The organism is Yersinia aldovae 670-83, assembly GCF_000834395.1.
In the GTDB taxonomy this organism is placed as follows: domain Bacteria; phylum Pseudomonadota; class Gammaproteobacteria; order Enterobacterales; family Enterobacteriaceae; genus Yersinia; species Yersinia aldovae.
On sequence record NZ_CP009781.1, the window covers coordinates 1,691,544 to 1,716,010 of the forward strand.

Below are 24,467 nucleotides of genomic sequence, written 5' to 3' on the forward strand. Positions count from 1 at the left end.
TTTATTTAACCTGTTTCAGCACGTCAGCAGTAATATCTTTAGAAGAATCAGCGTATGCAACCGCATTCGCGTCAATTACTACGTCATAACCGCCTTTGCTAGCAACAGATTTAACAGCATCCTGGATACGGCTCAGGATTTTGTTACGCTCTTCCATCTGGCGACGGCGATTATCTTGCTCAAAAGCCTGGGCTTTAGTAGAGAAAGTCTCGCGCTGCTTCATTACTTCGCCTTCCAGCTTGGTACGATCGCTAGCCTTCATGGTAGAACCGTCACGTTGCAGCTTCTGCATTTTAGTCTGCAGATCGCGCTCCATTCCTTGCAGTTCGGTTGCACGGCCTTTGAATTCATTCTCCAGCTGCTTAGCCACGGTTTCACGCGCAGGTAATTGTTGGAAGATGCTGGAAACATTAACAATAGCAATCTTGTCAGCGGCTTGAACGCTGGCAGAAGCTGCCAATGCTAAACCAAGACCTGCGGCACACAACCACTTTTTCACTATAAACTCCTCACCATTACCTGTTTGTGTCAGAGACACCTTGAAGTGCACTTGATACTGAATCTTACCTGATGTAGCGCTAACCTGCGCCAACGCACATCAGGCTCTTCCAGTATCAGTGCTGTCTTTAAAATTCAGTACTGCTTTACCAATCAATTACCAAGTCTTACCAATGTTAAACTGGAATTGCTCTGACTTATCACCTTCATAATCTTTAACCGGTTTAGCATATGAGAACACAAGTGGACCCAATGGAGACATCCATTGCAGTGATACACCGGCAGAGACACGAATATTGCTCGCCTTACTGTAATCAGGAAGACCTGCGGCCTGTGTTGCTGCCGTATTTTCCCAATTAGTATCCCATACTGTACCGGAGTCAATGAAGAATGAGGTACGTACTGAGTTTGCGTATTTCTCACTGATAAACGGTGTCGGTGTTATCAATTCCAGACTGGCCACCGCCATCGCATTACCACCAACGGCGTCTGTAGAATTATAGACACTTCCGTTAGCATTGTAGTATGCCGCTTTAGGGCCGATGTTATTAGAGCGGAAACCACGCACAGAACTTGAACCACCAGCATAGAAGTTCTCGTAGAATGGCATCTCTTTAGAGCCAATGCCACCACCGTAGCCTAAGCGTCCACGCCCCAAGAGCACCCATGTCTTATCTTGATCTAACGGCTGATAAGATGAGGTATCAAAAGTCACTTTATAGAACTCGTTATCCGAGCCTGGTACCGTTACTTTACCATTGACCGAGGATTTCGTGCCCGACGTCGGGAAGAAACCACGATCCAGGTTGTTATATGTCCAACCCAGGTTCAAGGTAAAATCATCAGCAGTGAAGCTAGCACGGTCGGTTAAGTTAGGATTTTCCCCAACTGAATTAAGGTAGCGCCACATGGCAACCTGCGGCTGCATATCAGACAGATCGTTATGGACGTAACCGAGGCCCACACGCAATGAGTTATTCTCATTGATTGGGAAACCTAAAGTACCGTCAAGACCATAGCTACTGTTGGTATAGCCCGATAGATCCGCGTTATCCGCTTTAAAATCATTATAGAAGATGCGACCGCCCAGACTCACACCATCAACGGTGAAGTAAGGGTCAGTTAAAGTAAATTCAGCATAGGTCTGGTAGTCATTCTTCGTACCGTTGATACCCACTGTATTACCGGTACCGAGCCAGTTATCTTGCTGAACACCCACCTGGAAACTCACGCCACTTTCAGTACCGTAACCGATACCAAAGTTTAAGCTACCGGTGTTTCGTTCCTTAACTTTATAAGTCACGTCTACCTGATCAGCCGTCCCCGGAACGCGTTGCGTTTCAACATCAACGGTTTCGAAATAGCCTAAGCGGTTCAAACGTTCTTTACCCGCTTCAACCTGATCATTACCCAACCATGCGCCTTCCATCTGACGCATTTCACGACGCAATACCGAGTCTTTACTGGTATCGTTACCTTCAAAACGAACATTTCGAACGTAGAAACGGTTACCTGCATCTACGTTAATATGTAAGCTGACGGTTTTATCCGCGTCATTGATTTCTGGTTGAGATACCACACGCGGATAAGCATAACCATAGCGACCCAACAACTTCTTGATGTCATCTTCCATGCGTGTGACTTTACTGCCGTTAAACAATTCACCCGGCTCAATCTTCGTCAGCTTTTCGGCTTCTGATTGATGGCCTGCAAGATTACCGCTCACAATCACGCTATTAAGCTTGTATTGGTTGCCTTCGGTAATATTGATGGTGATATAGATGCCTTTCTTATCTGGCGTCAGACTCACCTGAGTAGAATCGATGTTAAATCGTGCATAACCGCGATCCAGATAGAAGCTGCGCAAGGTTTCAAGGTCGCCTGCCAGTTTCTGCTTCTGATATTTACGATCACCCACCACGTTCCACCACGGCACTTCATCACGCAGTTGGAAGCGAGAGATGAGTTCATCAGTAGTGAAGCTGTGGTTACCGACAATGTTAATCTGCTGAATTTTTGCAGACATACCTTCGGTAAAGACCAGTTTGAGATCAACACGGTTACGTGGCAGTGGCGTAACGACAGCTTTCACTGAAGCGCTGTATTTACCCACGCTGTAGTAGAAGTCTTCGAGTCCTTTTTCAATGCTGGATATAGTGGTTCGGTCCAAGGCCTCGCCAACCCGGACGCCAGAGGCTTCCAGATTCTGCTTGAGCATGTCATCTTTCACCGCTTTGTTACCGGAGAAAGTGATGCTAGCAATCGTTGGGCGTTCTTTGACTTGAACAATCAGCGTATTACCATCGCGCAGGACACGAACGTCCTCGAAGTTGCCTGTAGCAAACAACGCACGGATAGTTTTACCGATGTCTTCATCACTGACGGTATCGCCTACGCGAACCGGCATATTAAGTAACGCCGCACCGACGGCGACCCGTTGCAGGCCTTCGAAATGAATATCTTTCACTACGAACCCGTCTGCACCGTATACGGTGGCGCTGCCAAACAGCAGCGACGCTATGAGCAACTTTTTCATCGCCATCGTTGTTATGCGTTCTTCCTAACCTATCCCCTGCCGTTAAAGGCGGGAGAAATCATTGAAAAGTGCAAGCCCCATTAATAGCACCAGCAAAACCGAGCCGATGCGATAACTGAAGTCCTGTACTCGCTCAGAAACCGGCCCACCCTTCAGCTTTTCTATCGCCAGGAAGAGCAGATGTCCACCATCTAATACCGGTAATGGGAACAAGTTGATAATGCCCAAGTTGACGCTAATTAACGCCAAAAACATAAGGTAATACACCAACCCGTACTCAGCTGAAACCCCAGCGCCTTGTGCAATAGATATCGGGCCACTCAGGTTATTCAGTTTTACATCGCCAGTAATCAGTTTACCCAACATGTTTACCGTCAACCGCATCAACTGCCAGGTTTTATCCCCAGCTTGGTAGAGTGCCGTAAACGGACCATATTGGCGAATCGTTTTATACTCATCCGGAAGCGGTATAACTTTCGGAACTACACCCGCAAAACCTTCACTGCGGTTTTCTCCAACCGATTTTGTATCTGGTATCAGGGTCAAAGACAAGGGGGTACCTCCCCTTTCGATATCTAAAACCAACGGCTTACCGGGGTTATCACGTACTTGCAAAACAAATGTCTGCCAACGATCTAATAACTGACCGCCAACTTTAACTACCCTATCCCCTGCTTGTAAACCCGCCTTTTCTGCCGCTGACCCAGGCTGGACTTCTGCCAAGACAGATTCAATTTGCGGGCCGCGTGGGATAATACCTAGTGCGACCACCGGATCTTGTTTGTCAGGCTCAAATTGCCACTGACGCAAATCCAAGGTTTTTTCTACCACATTAGCAGAACCAAATGGAGCAACGCCAACTTGCGTTTGCTTATCACCAATCTTACCGACCAGTGCCAAACGAACAGAATCCCAGTCAGGCGTTTCGATACCATCGACAGACTTAAGTTCCATTTCAGGAGAAATATTGGCTTGTGCAGCAATGGATTGTGGCGAAATATCACCCACAACCGGACGCACACTTGGCACGCCGATAATAAATACCAGCCAGTAAGCAACAATAGCAAAAAGGAAGTTGGCAATAGGGCCCGCGCTGACGATTGCCGCGCGTTGTAAAATGGTTTTATTGTTAAAAGATTGATGACGTAGTTCCGGAGCAACCGCTTCTACGCGCTCATCCAACATTTTAACATAGCCGCCCAGTGGGATAAGGGCGATAACATACTCGGTTCCCTGACGATCTGTGCGACGCCATAACGCTTTGCCAAAACCAATGGAAAAGCGTTCAACACGGACACCACAGCGCCGCGCCACCCAAAAGTGGCCGAACTCATGCACTGTAATTAAGATCCCCAGTGCGACAATAAACGCGGCCAGGCTCCAGAGTATGCTCATCATATTTCCCTAAACTCCCCGTCAGTGACGGATTAAAACACTAACAGCATTAAGCAGGCAAATACCGGCACAGCTGCGGTCAGGCTATCGATACGATCCAGTATCCCACCATGACCAGGAATCAAATGACCACTGTCTTTGATTCCCGCTTCACGTTTAAACATACTTTCGGTCAAATCGCCGAGTACCGAGGCCAATGCAGCGACCACGGAACAGATTAACAGTTTTTCTGGGATGATATCCAACGGTGCGTATCGACCAAACAACCATGATATCAGAGCTGACGTCAGTAAACCGCCAATTAATCCTTCCCATGTTTTACCGGGTGAGACTTTAGGCGCTAACTTATGCTTACCGAACAACTTGCCAAACATATAAGCGCCGGAATCAGCTCCCCACACCAGCAGCATCACATACAACAGCCACCAGGCACCGATATTGTGATTATGCTCATAGCCATACTGACGTAGAGCAACCATTCCCCAGAAGAACGGGATAATAGTCAGAATGCCGAAAATGAGGCGCAGCAGACGTGAATCACGCCAAAAAGCAGCAGAGCGTGGGTAAGTCAACACCAGCAGCAATGCGGCAATCCACCACCCCATAGAGAGCCAAAGCGGGCCACTCACTTGCAAAAGATGAGCTGAATGTTGGTACGCAGGCAAACTAAGCAGCATCAGGACAAGTAAAAAGCCACAGAGTACCGCGAGCCAAATACGCTGAGAGCGACTGGCAAAGCCGGCTAATTGCCCCCATTCCCAGGCTGCAAGCATACAAACAACCAGAGTAACAATAGCAAAACCCACCGGCGGAAGCAGGAAGAGTGCACCAATGACAACCGGAATCAAAATCAAAGCAGTTATGAGACGATACTTCAGCAAAAGTTCCCCCTAGGATGCAGGTGCATCGATAGGTGTTGTTCCCCCGAAGCGACGCTCGCGTTGTGCAAATGCATTCAGCGCACCTTCAAAGACATGTTCATCAAAATCAGGCCAGAGTACATCAGTAAAGTAAAGTTCAGCATAGGCAATTTGCCACAACAAAAAATTACTGATGCGATGTTCACCACCGGTTCTGATCACTAAATCCACCTCAGATTGCTCATGCAGGCAGATATGCGAGTTTAGCGATTCTTCACTGATATCTGTGGGTTGCAATTCCCCTCGCTGCACTTGAGCAGCTAACTGGCGCATTCCCTGAATAATATCCCAACGACCACCATAATTAGCAGCAATGTTGAGCCTCAGACCGTCATTGTTTGCAGTTAATGCTTCTGAGCGGCGTATCCGCTCCTGCAAACGCCCACTAAAGCGGCTGATATCACCAATGACCGATAAACGAACATTATGTTTATGCAGGCTTTTTACTTCACTGTCCAGTGCGCGAACAAAAAGCTCCATCAGTGCAGTGACTTCCTGAGCAGGGCGATTCCAGTTTTCACTACTGAAAGCATAAAGCGTGAGTGCATCCAAATGATGAGTAGCGGCAAAACTGACCGCACGACGAACCGACTTCACTCCCGCTTTATGACCGAAAACCCTTAATTTACCCCGATTCTTAGCCCAACGCCCATTGCCATCCATAATAATAGCAACATGGCGTGGATTCAGGGGGGACAAGTTAGCCCTATCTTCATTTAAAGACGACATAATGCGAACTCATTTCCTCAAGAAATCAATTGTTCATCCCGAACATTAGGCAGCATACGCACAAAAAAAGCCGTGTACCCAGTCACGGCTTCTTAAGCGACAGCCAAAATAGACGGTTAAAATACCTATTGGGCCACTAATCAACAGTCTATCAGTCCATTGACGGTGCAGACTATACCATCTCAGCCCTAACCTCACAAATTCCCACAACGGCCAATGTAGATTAACGACTCAGTTTTGCGATGACCTGAGCCGCCACATCACGGGCTTTGCGGTCAATCACCAGAACCTCTTCAACACTAATTGGCTCTTGTAATGCCAATTGCTCAACCACTGTACAGTTAACCGCTACAATATCAGTGAAACGAATGTGCGAATTCAGGAATGCCATCACCGATACTTCATTCGCCGCATTGAGCGCGGTGGTTGCAGCCTGCCCGGCATGGCTGGCATCTATTGCCAGTTTTAGGCACGGATAACGTTGATAATCCGGCTCAGAAAAAGTCAGCTCGCGTATCTTGCAGAAATCCAATGGCGCGACACCAGAGTCAACTCGCGTCGGATAAGCCATCGCATGGGCAATTGGCGTGCGCATATCGGGGGTTCCCATCTGCGCCAATACGCTGCCATCATGATAGCGTACCATTGAGTGGATCACCGATTGAGGATGTAAAATAACCTCAACTTGCTCGGCACTGGCATTAAATAACCAGCGGGCTTCGATATACTCCAACCCTTTATTCATCATGGTTGCTGAATCGACTGAGATTTTACGCCCCATCGACCAATTAGGGTGAGCACAAGCCTGATCCGGTGTTACATCCGCAAATTGTGCGAGTGGGATTTCACGCAGTGGGCCACCAGAGCCAGTCAGAATAATGCGTGAAACACCGTTTTCGTGTAATGAAGAATAGCCCAGTTGCCGCTGAACTTTTTCAGGTAAACTCTGAAAAATCGCATTATGCTCACTGTCGATAGGCAGTAATTGCGCATGGCTGCGGGCAACTTCATCCATAAAGAGTTTGCCACAGGTAATCAGTGACTCTTTATTGGCCAGCAATACCTGCTTACCGGCGCGAATAGCCGCCAGTGTCGAGGGCAAACCGGCGACGCCGACAATGGCGGCCATCACCTGATCAACGCCATCTAAAGCGGCTAATTCGCAAGCGGCTTTAACGCCAGAATAGACTTCCGTCTTTGAACCCTTATCTGCTAATACCAGGCGCAGCGCTTTAGCCGAGTCCTCATCAGACATCGCCGCATAACGGGGAGTAAATTCAAGACATTGCTGCGCCATCTGTGCGACATTGCGGCCCGCAACCAATGCAGTAATTTTGAATAATTCAGGATTAGCGCGGACAACGGCCAGAGTGCTGTTGCCAATAGAACCAGTAGAGCCAAGAATAGTCAGTTGCTTCATGAGGGTGCTCTGAATAACTGTTTTTATGATAGGTGAGGCATCAAACCACCCGCCTGACAGACGGTACTTTAAATAACCTCATACCCAATTTTATGGCGTATTGCTGCCGATAAAGCATTGACCGAATAAAGCATTGGTCTGATAAGCATTGATGCAATAAAACACGAACCCCGCCAAGTCATTGATTTTAAATTGACATTAGCCAAATCCAAACCACTAACCTAACCAAAAACAAAGCGCCGCCTAAGCGACGCCCTGTTACTGCAAGCGAGGATTAGAAATTCATCAACTCAGCTTCTTTCGCAGCCAGTGCCGCATCCACTTTTTTGATAAAAGCGTCGGTCAGTTTCTGCACGTCGTCCTGAGAACGGCGATCTTCATCTTCACTGATTTCTTTGTCTTTCAGCAAAGCTTTCACTTTTTCGTTAGCATCACGGCGCACGTTACGAATCGAAACACGGCCCTGCTCTGCTTCTGCGCGCACAACTTTGATTAAGTCTTTACGACGCTCTTCGGTCAATGCTGGCAGTGGAACACGAATGACAGTACCGGCAGAAGAAGGGTTCAGGCCCAAATCTGAAGTCATGATCGCTTTCTCAACAGCAGCGCTCAGGCTACGGTCAAACACGGTCAACGCCAGAGTGCGTGAATCTTCAACGACAATGTTCGCCAGCTGGCGCAATGGCGTTGCAGTGCCGTAATATTCAACCTGAATACCATCAAGAATACTTGGAGAAGCACGACCGGTACGAATCTTACTGATATGATTCTGGAAGGCTTCAAGGCATTTTTCCATGCGCACTTCGGTATCTTTTCTAATTTCGTTAATCACGTTGTAAACCCTTGGAAACTGGTTACTTGGCAGGCCATAGCTTGAGTATAGCCGGTGAATATACAAACCAACATTTGCTGGTTAAAGGGGCACATCTGAAATCCACATGCCCCTGACAATACGGGCTGCCGCTTATTTAGCTGTTGGTATCACTTCTTTAGTGATTAATGTGCCTTCGTTCTCACCCATCACCACGCGACGCAGTGCGCCGGGTTTATTCATGTTGAAGACGCGAATGGGCAAGTTATGATCACGGGCCAAAGTGAAGGCCGCCAGATCCATCACTTTCAGTTCACGTTCTAAAACATCCTGATAGGTTAGCTGTTCGTACAGTGTCGCGTCAGGATTTTTTACCGGATCTGCAGAATAAACCCCATCGACTTTCGTGGCTTTCAGCACCACATCAGCTTCAATTTCGATACCGCGCAAGCAAGCAGCGGAATCGGTGGTGAAGAAAGGGTTACCCGTACCCGCAGCAAAAATCACTACACGGTTGTGGCGCAGCAGGCTGATAGCTTCGGCCCAACTGTAATTATCACACACACCATTAAGTGGAATAGCAGACATCAGGCGGGCGTTCACATAGGCACGGTGCAGTGCATCTCGCATTGCCAGGCCGTTCATCACGGTCGCCAGCATTCCCATGTGGTCGCCCACAACACGGTTCATCCCAGCCTGTGCCAAACCGGCACCGCGGAATAAGTTACCACCGCCAATGACCACACCGACCTGAATGCCCAATTCGACCAGCTCTTTCACTTCCTGAGCCATGCGATCCAAAACGCTTGCGTCGATACCAAAACCTTCTGCGCCTTGCAGGGCTTCGCCACTAAGCTTAAGCAGGATACGCTGATATACGGGTTTTGCATTGGTTGCCATGGTGTTCTGTCCTAAGCAGCAGTAATAGTTTGGAGACTTGACCGCCAGAGAGTCAACATGGCATTGCACATTGAAAACTGCACGGACTAAGTTTATACCCTAAATAATTCGAGTGGCAGGAAGGCGACAACGGAGCGAATCCTCAGGGCTTACATCAGTAAGTGACTGAGGTGAACTCAGGCAGTCAACGCACCTGTAACTTGAAATATAACGGGTATTGAGTGAATAAAATGGAACCGCCTGCTGGCGGCCCCATTTTTAGCATTAAGACTGTTTGCTCATTGCTGCAACTTCAGCAGCAAAGTCAGTCTCAACTTTCTCAATGCCTTCGCCCACTTCAAAGCGGATGAAGTTTACTACGTTAGCGTTGTTTTCTTTCAACAGATCGCCAACAGTTTTGCTTGGGTCCATCACGAAGTTCTGGCCGGTCAGAGAAACTTCGCCGGTGAACTTACGCATACGGCCTTCAACCATCTTCTCGGCAATTTCACGCGGTTTGCCGGATTCGATAGCGATGTCCAACTGGATTTGGTGCTCACGCGCAACAACCTCAGCAGGAACGTCGTCTGGCTTAACGTATTCAGGCTTGCTTGCAGCGATGTGCATAGCAATGTGCTTAACCAGCTCTTCGTCAGCGCCAGTTGCCGCAACCATAACGCCGATACGTGCGCCATGCAGATAAGTCCCCAGAACATCACCTTCCAGCACTGCGATACGGCGAATGTTGATGTTCTCACCGATTTTAGCAACCAGGTTTGCGCGTTGTTCTTCGAACTTAGCTTTCAGAACGTCGATATCGGTAATTTTGTCAGCCAGAGCTGCGTTGATCACTTCTTCGCCGAATGCTTTGAAGCCAGCATCTTTAGCAACGAAATCAGTTTCGCAGTTCAGTTCCAAAATCACACCGAATTTGCCGTCGGCTGAAACTTTAGCCAGGATGATACCTTCAGCAGCGATACGGCCTGCTTTCTTGGCAGCTTTAGCCTGACCAGATTTACGCATATTGTCGATGGCAAGCTCGATGTCGCCGTTAGCTTCAACCAACGCCTTTTTACATTCCATCATGCCTGCGGCAGTACGCTCACGCAGTTCTTTTACCAAAGCAGCGGTAATAGCAACCATTTCAATTTCCTCGGTTCTCTTGTGAAAACAAGATCTCACATTAGATACGCAAAGGGGGCCTATAAAAGGCCCCCTAACCAACATATTTCAATACCTGGTTAATAAGGGCTCACGACGAGCCTGACTTATTATTCAGCTTCTACGAAGCTTTCTTCCGCTTGAACGGCCAAGTCTTGAGAACGACCTTCACGGACGGCGGTAGCAACAGCATTCAGATACAGTTTTACTGCACGGATTGCGTCATCGTTACCAGGGATGATGAAGTCAACGCCATCTGGATCGGAGTTAGTATCAACGATAGAGAATACCGGGATACCCAGGTTGTTAGCTTCTTTGATAGCGATGTGTTCGTGATCAGCATCAACAACAAACAGTGCGTCAGGTAAACCGCCCATGTCTTTGATACCGCCCAGGCTATTTTCCAGCTTGGTCAGTTCACGAGTACGCATCAGCGCTTCTTTTTTGGTCAGCTTGTCAAAGGTGCCGTCTTGAGACTGGATTTCCAAATCTTTCAAACGTTTGATGGACTGACGAACGGTTTTCCAGTTAGTCAGCATCCCACCCAACCAGCGATGGTTCACGAAGAACTGGTCGCTGTTGTGGGCAGCTTCTTTTACCGCTTCGCTTGCTGCGCGTTTAGTACCAACAAACAGGATCTTACCTTTACGGGAAGAGATCTTGGTCAACTCAGCCAGAGCTTGGTTGAACATTGGTACAGTTTTTTCCAGGTTGATGATGTGAACTTTATTACGTGAGCCGAAGATGAAAGGCTTCATTTTCGGGTTCCAGTAACGGGTCTGGTGACCAAAGTGAACACCGGCCTGGAGCATGTCGCGCATGGAAACAGTTGCCATGATTAAAACCTCTATAGTATCAGTTGGGGTTATGCCTCCACATGTCCCATAACGCCGACCCCATAAGCAATTGATAATCATCAAAAACTTTAGGGCACCCCGGCGTATGTGTCGACACGTGTGTGTTATTTACACATATGAGTGCGATTGTATTACTCAGCTAAATCACTACCTGCCACCAGGACTTGACCTGAAATCTTGACCTGAAACACAGTGCGGTTCGCCGGCGCGCTTTATACCATAAACAGCAATGACACACCAACTTTTGTTGCATTTAGTGGCGTTGCTGCAAAGGAAAGTTTGGCAGCAAATTGCAGGGCTGATACCATTAGCGACAGATTTTTTATTTATACCCGTCATACTGCAACTCGAATTATTTAGGGTATATGATATTTATTTACCTGCTTATTCATATCACGGCGGCTGGTCAGTACTCACAGCCCCTACGGACACTTTTGCATGGCAATCTCAATCAAAACACCTGAAGATATTCAAAAAATGCGCGTTGCTGGCCGTCTGGCTGCTGAAGTGCTGGAAATCATCGAACCACACGTAAAACCGGGTGTGACTACCGGTGAACTGGATCGTATCTGTCACGATCATATCACTAATCACCAGCAAGCCATCTCCGCCTGCCTGGGCTATCACGGTTTTCCGAAATCAGTCTGTATCTCGGTAAATGAGGTTATCTGCCACGGTATTCCAAGTGATGAGAAAATCCTGAAAGAGGGTGATATCGTCAATATCGACGTTACTGTGATTAAAGAGGGTTTCCACGGCGATACCTCAAAAATGTTTATCGTCGGCAAGCCAACCATTTTGGGTGAGCGTCTGTGCCGCGTGACCCAAGAGAGCCTGTATCTGGCGATCAATATGGTGAAACCGGGTATCCGTCTGCGCACTCTGGGCAAGGCTATCCAGCAATTTGTTGAAGCCGAGAACTTCTCTGTGGTACGTGAATACTGCGGTCACGGCATTGGCGAAGGCTTCCATGAAGAGCCACAAGTGCTGCATTACGATGCCGATGACAATGGCGTCATTCTGCAACCGGGTATGGCGTTCACTATTGAACCAATGGTAAATGCAGGCGATTACCGCATCCGTACCATGAAAGACGGTTGGACCGTAAAAACTAAAGATCGCAGCTTGTCGGCGCAGTATGAGCATACTATTGTGGTAACTGATAACGGCTGCGAAATAATGACGTTGCGCAAGGATGACACCCTCCCCAACATCATAACGCACGAGTAATAATCGCAAGCCGGCAACCGCCGGCTTTTTTATGGGCTGCGTCTTCTCATCAGGTCTACATTAATCGGACTGTTTATCAACGGGGAATATATGTCTGACAACCACACCGATCACTCTCTGTCACCAAAACTCACCCCGGTTATTCCTGAGCAGCCCGCACCTCCCTGTACCTATCTTGATAGTGAGCTTGATTGCCCACAACTTAAGCAAAAGCTCGAAGCCTTTCAGCACTGGCTGGCTCAAGCCTTCAACGGTGGCATCAGTGCCGAGACACTGATTGCGGCACGCAGCGATTTTATCGATCGCCTGTTGCAACGGCTGTGGACATTCTCAGGCTTTGATGAGGTGCCGGAAACCGCGCTGGTTGCCGTCGGGGGTTATGGCCGCGGTGAACTGCACCCCCTGTCTGACATTGACGTTCTGGTGCTGAGTAAGCAACGCCTGAGTGAGGAGCACGCCCAGCGGATTGGTCAGTTGATTACCTTGCTATGGGACTTAAAACTGGAAGTCGGTCACAGTGTACGTACGTTAGAAGAGTGCTTACTGGAAGGGCTGGCTGACCTCAGCGTTGCCACCAATATGATCGAATCACGGCTAATTTGTGGCGATGTAGCTTTATTCTTACAAATGCAGAAACACATTTTTAGCGACAGTTTCTGGCCATCACCTCTCTTTTTCCATGCCAAAATCGCCGAACAACAAGAACGCCATAAACGCTATCACGGCACCAGTTATAATCTGGAGCCGGATATCAAAAGCAGCCCCGGAGGGTTACGCGATATCCATACTTTATTGTGGGTTGCGCGCCGCCATTTTGGTGCCACCTCGTTGAGTGAGATGGTTGATTTCGGTTTTCTAACTAAAGCCGAACGTGACGAACTAATTGAAAGCCAAAGTTTTTTGTGGCGAATACGCTTTGCCTTGCATTTGGTATTAACGCGTTATGATAATCGTCTGCTCTTTGATCGCCAACTGAGTGTGGCCCAGCTTTTGCAATATCAGGGTGAGGGCAATGAACCGGTCGAACGTATGATGAAAGATTTTTATCGTATGACGCGTCGGGTCAGTGAATTGAACAATATGCTGTTGCAGCTATTTGATGAAGCCATATTGGCGCTGGAGACTAACGAGAAACCGCGCCCGCTGGACGACGAGTTTCAATTGCGCGGCGATTTAATAGATTTACGTGATGAAAACCTGTTTGTTCAGCATCCTGAAGCCATTATGCGTATGTTTTATCTGATGGTGCGCAATCAGGACATCAAAGGCATCTATTCCACCACAGTGCGGCGCTTGCGTCATGCTCGCAGGCATCTGAAAACACCTTTATGCCACATTCCTGAAGCCCGTAAGCTATTTATGGCCATTTTGCGCCATCCGGGGGCAGTTTCCCGTGCGTTGTTGCCAATGCACCGTCACAGCGTGTTGTGGGCTTATATGCCGCAATGGGGCAGCATTGTCGGGCAGATGCAATTTGACCTGTTTCATGCCTATACCGTCGATGAACACACCATTCGGGTGTTACTGAAACTCGAAAGTTTTGCCGATGAAACCACCCGCCCACGTCACCCTCTTTGTGTCGAACTTTATCCACGCCTGCCTCAACCTGAATTATTGCTGCTGGCAGCACTGTTTCACGATATCGCCAAAGGGCGCGGTGGCGACCATTCCATCCTTGGCGCACAGGATGTATTGGCGTTTGCCGAGCAGCATGGACTGAACTCCCGCGAAGCCCAGCTTGTTGCCTGGCTGGTGCGTTGCCACTTATTGATGTCAGTGACAGCTCAGCGTCGTGATATTCAGGACCCGGCGGTGATTCAACAATTTTCAGCCGAAGTACAAAGTGAAACCCGCTTGCGCTATTTAGTCAGCCTGACGGTAGCCGATATTTGCGCGACCAATGAGAACCTGTGGAACAGTTGGAAACAAAGCCTGCTGCGCGAACTTTATTTTGCTACCGAAAAGCAACTACGGCGCGGGATGCTAAACAGCCCTGATCTGCGCGAACGCGTGCGTCATCACCGCCTGCAAGCCTTGGCACTGCTGCGGATGGATAATATCGATGAAGAGGCGTTGCACCGTATCTGGAGCCGCTGCCGAGCAGATTACTTCCTACGTCACTCGCCAAACCAACTCGCCTGGCACGCCCGTCACTTGTTAGAGCACGACTCAACCCAGCCGCTGGTTTTGGTGAGCCGACAGGCGACCCGTGGCGGCACTGAAATCTTTATCTGGAGCCCTGATCGCCCATCACTGTTTGCCGCAGTTGTCGGTGAATTGGACCGCCGCAATCTGAGTGTTCATGACGCACAAATCTTCACCAACCGCGATGGTATGGCGATGGACACTTTTATCGTGTTAGAACCCGATGGCAGCCCATTGGCGCAAGACCGGCACCCAATCATCCGCCAGGCATTGCAACAAGCCATGACTCAACCTAATTACCAGCCTCCACGCGTCAGGCGGTTATCGCCCAAACTACGGCATTTCAGTGTACCCACCGAAGCCAATTTCTTACCGACGCACAACGAGCGCCGCACCTATCTGGAGCTAATCGCTCTTGACCAACCGGGTTTACTGGCGCGCGTGGGTGAGATATTTGCTGATTTAGGTTTATCACTGCATAGCGCACGCATCACCACTATCGGCGAGCGGGTGGAGGATTTATTTGTGTTAGCGGATAAAGATCGCCGCGCGCTGAGCATTGAAACCCGTCACGAATTAGCACAGCGGTTGACAGATACCCTCAATCCGAACGATAAACTGTGATACAAATATCTTTTTAGTCATTAATTTTCTTACAATCGACCCCCCAAGATCATTGACGTTATTGCCCACACCGCAATGGCTTCAAGTACGAAGGGTATAACATCAGGAAAGAACAGGATGCAGCAACTACAGAACGTTATTGAAACCGCTTTCGAACGCCGTGCAGATATCACTCCGGCGAATGTTGATACCGTCACGCGCGAAGCGATTAACCATGTGATTGATCTATTGGATACCGGTGCTCTGCGGGTTGCCGAAAAAATTGACGGTCAGTGGGTTACCCATCAGTGGCTAAAAAAAGCCGTGCTGCTATCTTTTCGCATCAATGACAACCAGGTCATGGAAGGCGCTGAAACCCGTTACTACGATAAAGTCCCAATGAAATTCGCTGGTTATGATGAAGCCCGTTTCCAACGTGAAGGTTTCCGTGTCGTCCCCCCAGCCACCGTGCGTAAAGGGGCATTTATTGCGCGTAATACCGTGCTGATGCCTTCTTATGTGAATATTGGTGCGTTTGTTGATGAAGGCACCATGGTCGATACCTGGGCAACTGTGGGTTCTTGCGCGCAAATTGGTAAGAATGTTCACCTGTCCGGCGGCGTTGGCATTGGTGGTGTTCTGGAACCGCTGCAAGCCAATCCAACCATTATCGAAGATAACTGCTTTGTCGGCGCGCGTTCAGAAGTGGTCGAAGGGGTTATCGTCGAAGAAGGTTCAGTTATCTCAATGGGCGTATTTATCGGTCAAAGCACCCGTATTTATGACCGTGAAACTGGCGAAGTCCATTATGGCCGCGTTCCCGCAGGCTCTGTGGTTGTTTCAGGTAACTTGCCATCAAAAGACGGCAGCTACAGCCTGTATTGTGCGGTTATCGTGAAGAAAGTTGATGCGAAAACCCTCGGTAAAGTCGGTATTAATGAGTTATTACGCACCATCGACTAAGATGATAAATAGCGGGCTAATCACCCGCTATTTCTTGCGTTGTGACATTATCGCCTGCAATCACATACTTTGGCTAAATTTACCGTCATAATCATAAATTGTGGAATATAAAACTAAAAGGGTGGCGCTATGTACGACAATCTGAAAAGCTTAGGAATCACACAACCAGAAGATGTTGATCGCTATAGCCTGCGTCAGGAGGCCAACAACGACATTCTGAAAATTTATTTCCGCAAAGATAAAGGCGAGTTTTTTGCCAAAAGTGTGAAATTCAAATATCCACGCCAACGCAAAACGGTGGTGGCTGATAATGCCGGTCACGGCTATAAAGAAATCAACGAAATTAATCCCAATCTACGCTATGTTATTGATGAACTGGATCAACTCTGTAAACGTGATCAAATTGAAGTGGATTTGAAACGTAAAATTCTGGATGACTTACGTCATTTAGAGAGTGTGGTTACCAATAAGATTGCTGAAATTGAATCTGATCTGGAAAAACTGACCAGCGGGCGTTAAGTCTAGCTGAACAAGTATTGTGGCAGCACACTGCACGCCACAATACGTATTCATCTGAATAATAAATATCAAAAACAGCCTTACCATTCTAAATGAATTTATAATAATTTATATTTTTTAAATGTATATTCAACCCAATCACTTAACCACATTCAATAACTTACTTAAGTTTAGTAATTTGAAACAATCATTATTTATACACTTTTTTGCGACGCCTAAAAATCATAAACAATCCATTGACGCCAAGTCATATTAAATGATACTCCTAATAACGGAAAGCGCAGTTAATACTACATATTTTGCAGCTATCCATACCTATACTATAATGATAGATTAAATTTATATAATTAAAAGCTTAACATAATCAAAGCATTTATTAACAGCAACTTCCTTAACAGAACAATTCAAAATATTGATATTTACAACTTAATTAAGGAATCGATAATGTCTAGATTGCAGAAGGAAATCATTGATACTAAAACCGTAATTGATGTTAACAAAGCTAGAATAAATCAACCTCAGCGTCTAACCGATGATCTCATTGATCAGATTGCTGGCGGTTGGGTCAATGCTTTCTTAAACTGGTCCAAAAGCTTTTAACATCTATGTCTAATATAAGGGGCCACAATTTTTGTGGCCCCTATTGAATTTATCCTATAGCCCAGAAGTTTCAATCATGAAGGAGTGTGAAGCTATGGACAGCCAATTAAAAATAAACAGTATTAAACATCTTGAAATAATATTAAAAATAAGTGAACGCTGCAATATTAATTGTGACTACTGCTACGTATTCAATAAAGGAAACTCTGACGCTAATGACAATCCAGCCAGAATTTCTGGTAATAATATTAATCACTTGATCGGTTTTTTTCAGCGAGCCTGCCTGGAATATGATGTCCCTGAAGGGAATGAGTCTACGAGATATTATCGTGCTTGCTGATCGTCTTTCATTGGGTTCACGCCCAGTTAGGGCTGACTTGGACTCTATCCGTCAGCTAAAGACGCCTTGCATTTTGCACTGGTCATTTAACCATTTTGTGGTATTAAAGAAATTTTCTCGCCACGGGGTTCTCATCCATGACCCTGCAAAAGGCGAGAGAGAGATTTCAATAGCTGAGTTATCTCAACAATTTACTGGTTTCGCACTTGAGATTTGGCCGAATAAAAGCTTTCAGCGACGCTCTGAGAAGAAAACCATTCGGCTGCTGGACATGTTCAAAAGCGTTACCGGCTTGTCGCGGGTTTTAACTCAGGTCTTGGTTTTATCATTTTGTATTGAACTTCTTGCTATAGCGGTTCCAATGTCCGCTCAATTCACTATCGATATGGTTTTAATATCTGGCGATATTGATCTGGTTTCATTGATAGTGTGTGGAATTGTTGTCTTATTAATCCTCAGGGCGTTACTCAGTATTGTTCGATCCTGGACTGTTATGTCAGTTAAATACACGCTGAGTATTCAATGGAACTCCGGGCTTTTTAGCCACCTAATCCGCTTACCTGTCTCATATTTCGAAAAGCGTTATATCGGTGATGTTACCTCGCGTTTTAGTTCATTGTCGGCGGTGCAGGACGCTTTTACAGCAGATATGGTCGCATCACTATTAGATGTCGTAGTGGTGTTTGGACTCATCTTTTTGATGTGGGCCTACAATAACTATCTGGCGACAGTCGTTGTCTCAATATCATTAGTCTATGCGATTATAAAATTCCTTCTTTTTCGCACCTACCGATCTGCCAACCTAGAGGCGATTACTCATGAAGCAAAGCAACAGTCACATTTCCTTGAAACAGTACGAGCGATCACATGCATTAAAATCTTTGATTTGGCAGAACGCCGACGATCCGATTGGCTCAATTTGGTTACTGATGAAGCCAATGCAAAAATCTATCTTTTTAAGATCGATCTGATAACACAGACAGTAGGACTATTATTAATCGGGCTGTCTTCTGTAGTCACCTTGTGGCTAGGGGCAAAACTGATAGATGGGGGAACCATTACCACAGGTATGCTATTTGCTTTTTTGATTTACTCAGACATGTATGTCACCAGAACCATACGCGCCGTTGACTCTATTATCAAACTCCGCCTGATCGATATGCATAGCGAACGCCTGTCAGAGGTAGCTCTAGCCACGCCCGAACCTAATGAGGGCAGTACAGTTCTAGTCACACCAAATACAATCGCTGGAAGTATTAAAGTCACAAATCTTAGTTATCGTTATGGCGAAGGTGAAACCGCGGTATTAGAGAATATATGCCTGTCTATCAAAGCTGGCGAAAGCCTCGCCATCGTAGGGCCATCAGGCTGTGGTAAATCTACACTGCTTAAAATAATGGGGGGGTTAATACCACAAGAAAGCGGCCTTATTTTATTGGACGGCATAGACATTCGGCAGTTAGGTCTTGGTACCTACCGCAAACATATCGCTTGTGTCTTACAAGAGGATAGACTATTTGCAGGGTCCTTACAGGCTAACATCAGTTCTTTCGATATTCACCCTGATAATGAATGGGTGTTTGAGTGCGCACGTCTTGCTTCGATTCATACGGAAATCGAAGCCATGCCAATGAAATATGAAACAATGGTGGGTGATATGGGCAGTGCCCTGTCAGGTGGGCAACGGCAACGTATTTCTCTGGCTCGCGCCTTGTACAAACGCCCTCGGATACTCTTTCTTGATGAAGCAACTAGTGATCTCGATATCGATAACGAAGCCCGAATTAATGATTCAATACGCGAGCTGAAGATAACACGAATTTTTGTTGCCCACCGCCCAACCATGATCGCAATGGCGGATAAGGTATTTGATCTCAGCAACAACGCTGAAATGGAAAAGGAAAATTCTCATGTATTTTTTACTGAATAAATGCTTTATTGCATTCGGTCTCTTATCCACTGCAATCGTATTTATTGTCCCTTGTAGCGCTCAACAAAAGCAGCCAATCACTTCCGAAGCTGTCATGCATATGCCTTTTAAGTTGGATAGTGCTTCTATACCAATGACCACTGTTGAAATAAACGGTCAACGTCAAACATTTATGATCGATACAGGAGCCTCCTTTGCTTTGTACTTATTCAAAGATGTTATGATACAACTCTCCGGTTTGGTGCTTAATACAGGAAAACAACGCACAACTGATCTGACTGGAAAGGTTTTCCTCAATGACAAATTCCAGATTCCTCGACTTTCGATTAATGGAATGATATTTGAAGATATTAAGGGGATGTCTATTAGTTCCCCTCGGGGAATGCCCCTCACTCCCGACAGCAACCTCCCAAACACGATGATGATTGGTCTAGGTTTATTCAAGGAAAAGGCTGTACTTATTGATTATAAAAATCAGCGTCTATCGGTTGCGGACAACACCCAAGCACTGGGTATCAACATGACCGATGGCTGGATTTCATTACCGCTACAGGTTACACAAGAAGGAATTACAGTCAACGTTTCGCAGAATTCAAAGGAATACAACATGGTTTTGGACACTGGAGCATCAGTGTCAGTTTTCTGGAAAGAGCGACTTAAATCTCCTGCTATTGATATCTCTTGCCGGGCCGTGATGGCAGAAATGGATCATGAAGGCTGCGTATCATCAGAGTTTCGACTGAACGGAATTGGCCCAAAAGATATAAAACTAAATGCGGTACTGTTAGATGGAACATTCCAGCAGATGGATACAGATGGATTAATCGGTAAGAATTTCCTCGACAGATTCACCGTACTAATCGATTTCCCAGAGCAGAGATTACTTATTAAGAAAGTATAGCTATCAGAGATAATCACCGTGGAGTATGGCGACCGTAGATACGGTCGCTTTCAATGTAGTGGCTGAGCTAAGTATTTAAAGATTAAGCAAACGCCCCCATTTTTCTACCCACAACGCTGAAACCACTTCTGGCTCTGGGTGTTCCATCGCATCAATTTCCAGTCTTTCGCCAATCCGTGTCGCCCCCTGCTCTTGCAGCAGTGCATCAAATGCGCGCCCTGCGCCGCAGAAATTATCATAGCTACTATCACCCAAGGCAATAATGCCATAGCGCAGCTCTGGCTGGAACCCGACCTGATCGCGAACAGCGACAAAGAGAGGGGCAATACTGTCAGGGAAATCACCCTGTCCAGTGGTTGATGTCACCACCAATGCATAATGTTGACGGTAGTACTGCCAGGCTTCAAGCGTACCCTCATCAAACAATTTTACTTTATGCCCCTGGTCTTTCAGTATGTTCTCGGCGTCTTCCGCCACTAACAACGAATTACCGTAAACAGTGCCGACAAAGATCCCGACCTGAGCCATAAATAACATTCCTTTTTAACTAAAAAAATTACTCACTATCCTGACCCGCAGTAGCAGAAAACTCAACCCTTTCAACATCAGGAGCAATACCAGACCAACCAAAGTGTGACATCAATCCTTGCCACGACGCATCCCAGCGAGCGGTGAGCAAAAGTGCTTCACCGGTTACCGGATGGTTTAGTTGTAAATGACTGGCATGGAGCATCAGCCGCGGACAAGCAAAATGCTCCGCCACTCCCCGATTCTGGCGCAAATCACCGTGCGCGGTGTCACCGATGATAGGGTGGCGAATATGCGCCATATGACGCCTTAATTGATGCTTACGCCCTGTTTCTGGCTTGAGTGCCATCAGACTGTAGCGGGCGGTTTCATAGCGCCCAATAGCTAATGGTACTTCCACTTGAGCCACCGGCTGATAATGGGTCACGGATGGCTGCGGCGCTTTGTCTTGTCTGGCCCGTTTATCGGCAATTTTATCCAGCTCTTCAGCCATCGCATAATCAACGGTGCCGCTTTCCAGCACATAACCACGAACCACCGCATGATATGTTTTCTGGATTTGATGTTGTTCAAATTGCAAGGAAAGTGTACGGGCTACCTCACTAGATAGCGCCATTAGCAGTACGCCAGAGGTTGGCCGGTCTAACCGATGGACGGTATACACATGCTGACCAATCTGGTCGCGCACCGTCTGCATCACAAATACCGTTTCATTACTGTCCAGCCAACTGCGGTGTACTAACCATCCGGCAGGTTTATTTACCGCGACAATATGTTCATCTTGATAGAGTATTTCCAGCATTAGTGACTTTCTTTATTCAGCAGGTCATCGAGACGCTGTAATTCTACCAGCAGTAAGGTGCAATCCGGGCGACCCTCGCCAGTCAGCGCTTCTTCAAAATACGGCGTAATGGCAAAACGAGTGGGGAACGGGGCATTAGATTCCAATAATGCATACATTCTGGGAATAAATACCCATTGCAACCACTGCTCTGCTGACATGGTATCAATGCTGAACGGCTCGTTACTTGCGAAAGCTTCAACTGGCGGCGGGAAAGTTTGCCAGAGATCAACGGTACGCATAGCAAGCTCAATATCCTGTAGGTTCTGACGCACCTTATTTTCTGTACTCATGATTATGTTCTCAACCCAAAAACGGCCCATTACCGGGCTGGCTCAACGGCGGCAAAGCATACCATTGAAGCCGACGATGCCCAACTAACACCATAAACAACCGATTTGGTTTAAGCAAAATGTAGATAAAAAAAGGGGTACTGTTTTACCAGTACCCCTCTATTCGTTTCATAGCAATCCAGCTAAAAGTGATGCTCCCTGCTCAATCCTTGAAAACTTTTCCGTGTGGTTATCCTAACCGGCAATCCGTCGCGTTATCCTACACCATACCGGTGCTAATCCTACGGTTATCCTAACCCACCAATCATCCTGAACTGGCTCTCAGTCTCCATCCTGGAGGTGTCCTTTGTTTCATCCTGAAACGTCCCTTCACTCGTCCTAAGCAGTCCCTGTGTTCTTCATCCTGAAGCGACACCATCCCGATGTCTTCCTTCTCCGCCGGATCCTATCCTGCGGGTAAAGGATCGCTTAATCGACAAAATGAGACAAGGTACTGTAGCAAGAATGCGACAAACACTTTTACATACAAAAATATGAATTTTTATAACAAAATGATTTTATTGAAGATAAATGTAACACGGAGATTTTACATAAAAATAATAGAAGTGATGTCTCACAGCTGATGTGCGAGATATCTCACACCAACTGCGCCGAAATAGATAATAACCGTTACATTACTCAGGTAATACTGGGCGTAACGCATCAAGGAAATGGGCCAACGTTGCGGCAAGCAGCGTGCGTTTTCCACTGCCAAACTGCTCTAGCACCACGTTACCGCTGACATTACACAGAGAAGCCATCGTCATTTCCGACTCTGTGGTGGCTAAAAATAGGGTTGGCGAGAGTTTTAGTCTTTTTTGTGTCACCAGATGACCAATCAAATTTTCCTGTAAACGAATAAAATCATCGTCACTCCATACCTGCAACAATGTGAAGCGGTGGTCACCCAAATCAGCCACCATATCGCCTGCATATTGCAGAGTGTAAAAAGTATGAATATCTGGATGCAGCTTAATCTCCAACGCACGTTCAACATTGATCAACGTCGCCTCTGCCACAAATGGCTGGGGCAACCAAAGCACCTGATTATCACGGGTTTCCACAATGCATGGTGAAGGCACGCCATACAGCTCCTCACTGGCGGGTGGGTGTCCGGTGTGTTGCTGCCACTGCTCTATATAGCGTTGAGTGAAACTGCTCAGTGTCGCTGAAACATTCTGGTCCATTCTGACTCTCAGTATTGCGGCGAGTGACTCTGCAAGATTAAGGGGCGCGGATTCCCCCTTAGAAATGCAGTTAAACGCGGCATAAATTGATAAACTACGGCTATTGTACCTTTCTCTCATCAAGGGGACAGCATGTCTTCATATCAAGATAACAAGGCTCTGGCGCAACTGACGCTGGGTAAACCCACAGCTTATCGCGACCACTATGACGCAACACTGTTGCAGGCCGTGCCGCGCAGTATGAACCGCGAGCCTCTCGGTTTATATCCAGATAACTTGCCTTTTCATGGCGCGGACATCTGGACATTATATGAGTTGTCCTGGCTGAACAGTAATGGCCTGCCACAAGTTGCCGTGGGGGAAATCAGCCTGAATGCGAAAAGCGTTAATTTGATCGAGTCCAAAAGCTTCAAACTTTACCTCAACAGCTTCAACCAAACCGTTTTTGCTGACTGGGAAAGCGTGCAGGCCACGCTGCAACAGGACTTGGCCGTCTGTGCGCAGGGTGAGGTCAGCGTTCGGATATTCCCCCTTGATGATATAACCGAACAACCCATCGCTAATTTCAGCGGTGAATGCCTGGATCATCAGGATATTCGCATTGAGAGTTATGAATTCAGTGCAGACTATCTGCAAAACTCAACCCGTCAACATCATGTGGAAGAGAGTCTGGTAAGCCACCTGCTCAAATCCAACTGCCTGATAACCCACCAGCCGGATTGGGGTTCCGTGCAAATACGCTACCGTGGCCCACAGATTAATCGTGAGGCACTGCTGCGTTATCTGGTTTCATTCCGCCATCATAATGAATTTCATGAACAGTGCGTAGAGCGTATTTTCAACGACATCATGCGTTTTTGTCAGCCAGAAACATTATCGGTTTATGCACGCTATACCCGCCGTGGTGGGCTGGATATCAACCCGTGGCGCTCTAATACCGATTTTGTGCCCGCAACTGGCCGCCTGGCACGGCAATAAATGCGCGCGTCTGCGCAACATTGCGCTTTGCGCACGTTAGTATTAGCAAAAATCAAGAGACAACGTTAAGGTTAATTACAGTATCTCCACACGATTTTCAGTAAATAAATCAGTGAGTGATACAGAATGATCTGTTTGATATTCCACGGCAAAACAGAAAGCAG

The 24,467-nt window shown here is 47.0% G+C and carries 22 protein-coding genes and 1 pseudogene; 9 read left to right on the forward strand and 14 right to left on the reverse strand.

All coding sequences use genetic code 11. From position 1 onward, the window contains the following. Position 1 precedes the first annotated feature (1 nt). The 10 genes from skp to rpsB all read right to left on the reverse strand — a co-directional run bounded on the left by skp (position 2) and on the right by rpsB (position 11,185). The gene (skp, locus tag AT01_RS07815; RefSeq protein ID WP_042546721.1) at positions 2–499 is read right to left on the reverse strand and encodes a molecular chaperone Skp; all 498 of its coding nucleotides are present in this window, start codon (positions 497–499) and stop codon (positions 2–4) included. Between the two features lie 156 nt (positions 500–655). After that, complete coding sequence (gene bamA / locus AT01_RS07820; protein WP_042546722.1) at positions 656–3,040, reverse strand: outer membrane protein assembly factor BamA; 2,385 nt, start codon at positions 3,038–3,040, stop codon at positions 656–658. A gap of 36 nt (positions 3,041–3,076) precedes the next feature. Next, positions 3,077–4,432: a sigma E protease regulator RseP gene (rseP, locus tag AT01_RS07825; protein ID WP_042546723.1), complete on the reverse strand. Its 1,356-nt coding sequence runs from the start codon at positions 4,430–4,432 to the stop codon at positions 3,077–3,079. A 29-nt stretch (positions 4,433–4,461) separates the two neighbouring features. Beyond that, entirely contained in the window at positions 4,462–5,310 is an 849-nt protein-coding gene (gene cdsA, locus AT01_RS07830; RefSeq protein ID WP_042546724.1) for a phosphatidate cytidylyltransferase, read from the reverse strand. A 9-nt stretch (positions 5,311–5,319) separates the two neighbouring features. Then, a complete protein-coding gene (ispU, locus tag AT01_RS07835) occupies positions 5,320–6,078 on the reverse strand; it encodes a (2E,6E)-farnesyl-diphosphate-specific ditrans,polycis-undecaprenyl-diphosphate synthase (RefSeq protein WP_042546725.1) in 759 nt (252 codons plus the stop codon). 223 nt (positions 6,079–6,301) lie between these two features. Beyond that, on the reverse strand, positions 6,302–7,498 hold the full coding sequence (ispC, locus tag AT01_RS07840) for a 1-deoxy-D-xylulose-5-phosphate reductoisomerase (protein WP_042546726.1): 1,197 nt from the start codon (positions 7,496–7,498) through the stop codon (positions 6,302–6,304). Between the two features lie 274 nt (positions 7,499–7,772). Then, positions 7,773–8,330 carry a ribosome recycling factor gene (frr, locus tag AT01_RS07845; protein WP_042546727.1) on the reverse strand — a complete coding sequence of 186 codons (558 nt, stop codon included), beginning with the start codon at positions 8,328–8,330 and terminating at the stop codon, positions 7,773–7,775. A gap of 132 nt (positions 8,331–8,462) precedes the next feature. Beyond that, positions 8,463–9,209, reverse strand: coding sequence for a UMP kinase (gene pyrH / locus AT01_RS07850; RefSeq protein WP_004704356.1), 747 nt, complete (start codon positions 9,207–9,209; stop codon positions 8,463–8,465). A 264-nt stretch (positions 9,210–9,473) separates the two neighbouring features. After that, a complete protein-coding gene (gene tsf / locus AT01_RS07855; RefSeq protein WP_042546728.1) occupies positions 9,474–10,331 on the reverse strand; it encodes a translation elongation factor Ts in 858 nt (285 codons plus the stop codon). Between the two features lie 128 nt (positions 10,332–10,459). Beyond that, positions 10,460–11,185, reverse strand: a complete 726-nt coding sequence (gene rpsB, locus AT01_RS07860) for a 30S ribosomal protein S2 (RefSeq protein ID WP_004704361.1) — start codon at positions 11,183–11,185, stop codon at positions 10,460–10,462. Positions 11,186–11,644: 459 nt separating this feature from the next. On the opposite strand from rpsB, the gene map reads away from it, so the two are divergent. From map to AT01_RS07890, 8 genes and pseudogenes are all read left to right on the forward strand, one after another. Beyond that, positions 11,645–12,436, forward strand: coding sequence for a type I methionyl aminopeptidase (map, locus tag AT01_RS07865; protein ID WP_042546729.1), 792 nt, complete (start codon positions 11,645–11,647; stop codon positions 12,434–12,436). A 90-nt stretch (positions 12,437–12,526) separates the two neighbouring features. Beyond that, a complete protein-coding gene (glnD, locus tag AT01_RS07870) occupies positions 12,527–15,205 on the forward strand; it encodes a bifunctional uridylyltransferase/uridylyl-removing protein GlnD (RefSeq protein WP_042546730.1) in 2,679 nt (892 codons plus the stop codon). Positions 15,206–15,322: 117 nt separating this feature from the next. Further along, positions 15,323–16,147, forward strand: a complete 825-nt coding sequence (gene dapD, locus AT01_RS07875) for a 2,3,4,5-tetrahydropyridine-2,6-dicarboxylate N-succinyltransferase (RefSeq protein ID WP_004704369.1) — start codon at positions 15,323–15,325, stop codon at positions 16,145–16,147. A 129-nt stretch (positions 16,148–16,276) separates the two neighbouring features. Further along, positions 16,277–16,666 (forward strand): DUF3461 family protein, encoded by a 390-nt coding sequence (locus AT01_RS07880; protein WP_004704370.1) that lies wholly within the window; start codon positions 16,277–16,279, stop codon positions 16,664–16,666. 444 nt (positions 16,667–17,110) lie between these two features. Next, positions 17,111–17,266, forward strand: a complete 156-nt coding sequence (gene xyeA / locus AT01_RS20665) for a XyeA family cyclophane-containing RiPP triceptide (protein ID WP_071841501.1) — start codon at positions 17,111–17,113, stop codon at positions 17,264–17,266. Between the two features lie 94 nt (positions 17,267–17,360). Next, positions 17,361–17,564: pseudogene (locus AT01_RS22240) on the forward strand (cyclophane-forming radical SAM/SPASM peptide maturase XyeB); the annotation flags it as partial. After that, on the forward strand, positions 17,557–19,536 hold the full coding sequence (locus AT01_RS07885; RefSeq protein WP_042546731.1) for a peptidase domain-containing ABC transporter: 1,980 nt from the start codon (positions 17,557–17,559) through the stop codon (positions 19,534–19,536). The pseudogene AT01_RS22240 and the gene AT01_RS07885, both read left to right, overlap by 8 nt. Continuing rightward, the gene (locus tag AT01_RS07890) at positions 19,517–20,437 is read left to right on the forward strand and encodes an aspartyl protease family protein (RefSeq protein ID WP_042546732.1); all 921 of its coding nucleotides are present in this window, start codon (positions 19,517–19,519) and stop codon (positions 20,435–20,437) included. The genes AT01_RS07885 and AT01_RS07890 overlap by 20 nt, the downstream gene beginning before the upstream one ends. Before the next feature lie 75 nt (positions 20,438–20,512). Here the strand turns inward: AT01_RS07890 and AT01_RS07895 are convergent, their stop codons facing one another. From AT01_RS07895 to syd, 4 genes are all read right to left on the reverse strand, one after another. Further along, positions 20,513–20,965, reverse strand: coding sequence for a flavodoxin (locus AT01_RS07895; RefSeq protein WP_042546733.1), 453 nt, complete (start codon positions 20,963–20,965; stop codon positions 20,513–20,515). 28 nt (positions 20,966–20,993) lie between these two features. Next, entirely contained in the window at positions 20,994–21,767 is a 774-nt protein-coding gene (gene truC / locus AT01_RS07900) for a tRNA pseudouridine(65) synthase TruC (RefSeq protein ID WP_042546734.1), read from the reverse strand. Then, positions 21,767–22,099, reverse strand: coding sequence for a YqcC family protein (locus AT01_RS07905; protein ID WP_042548545.1), 333 nt, complete (start codon positions 22,097–22,099; stop codon positions 21,767–21,769). The genes truC and AT01_RS07905 overlap by 1 nt, the downstream gene beginning before the upstream one ends. Positions 22,100–22,773: 674 nt before the next feature. After that, positions 22,774–23,325, reverse strand: coding sequence for a SecY-interacting protein (syd, locus tag AT01_RS07910; RefSeq protein ID WP_004705112.1), 552 nt, complete (start codon positions 23,323–23,325; stop codon positions 22,774–22,776). Between the two features lie 132 nt (positions 23,326–23,457). On the opposite strand from syd, the gene queF reads away from it, so the two are divergent. Continuing rightward, complete coding sequence (queF, locus tag AT01_RS07915) at positions 23,458–24,303, forward strand: NADPH-dependent 7-cyano-7-deazaguanine reductase QueF (protein ID WP_042546735.1); 846 nt, start codon at positions 23,458–23,460, stop codon at positions 24,301–24,303. Positions 24,304–24,467: the final 164 nt, after the last annotated feature.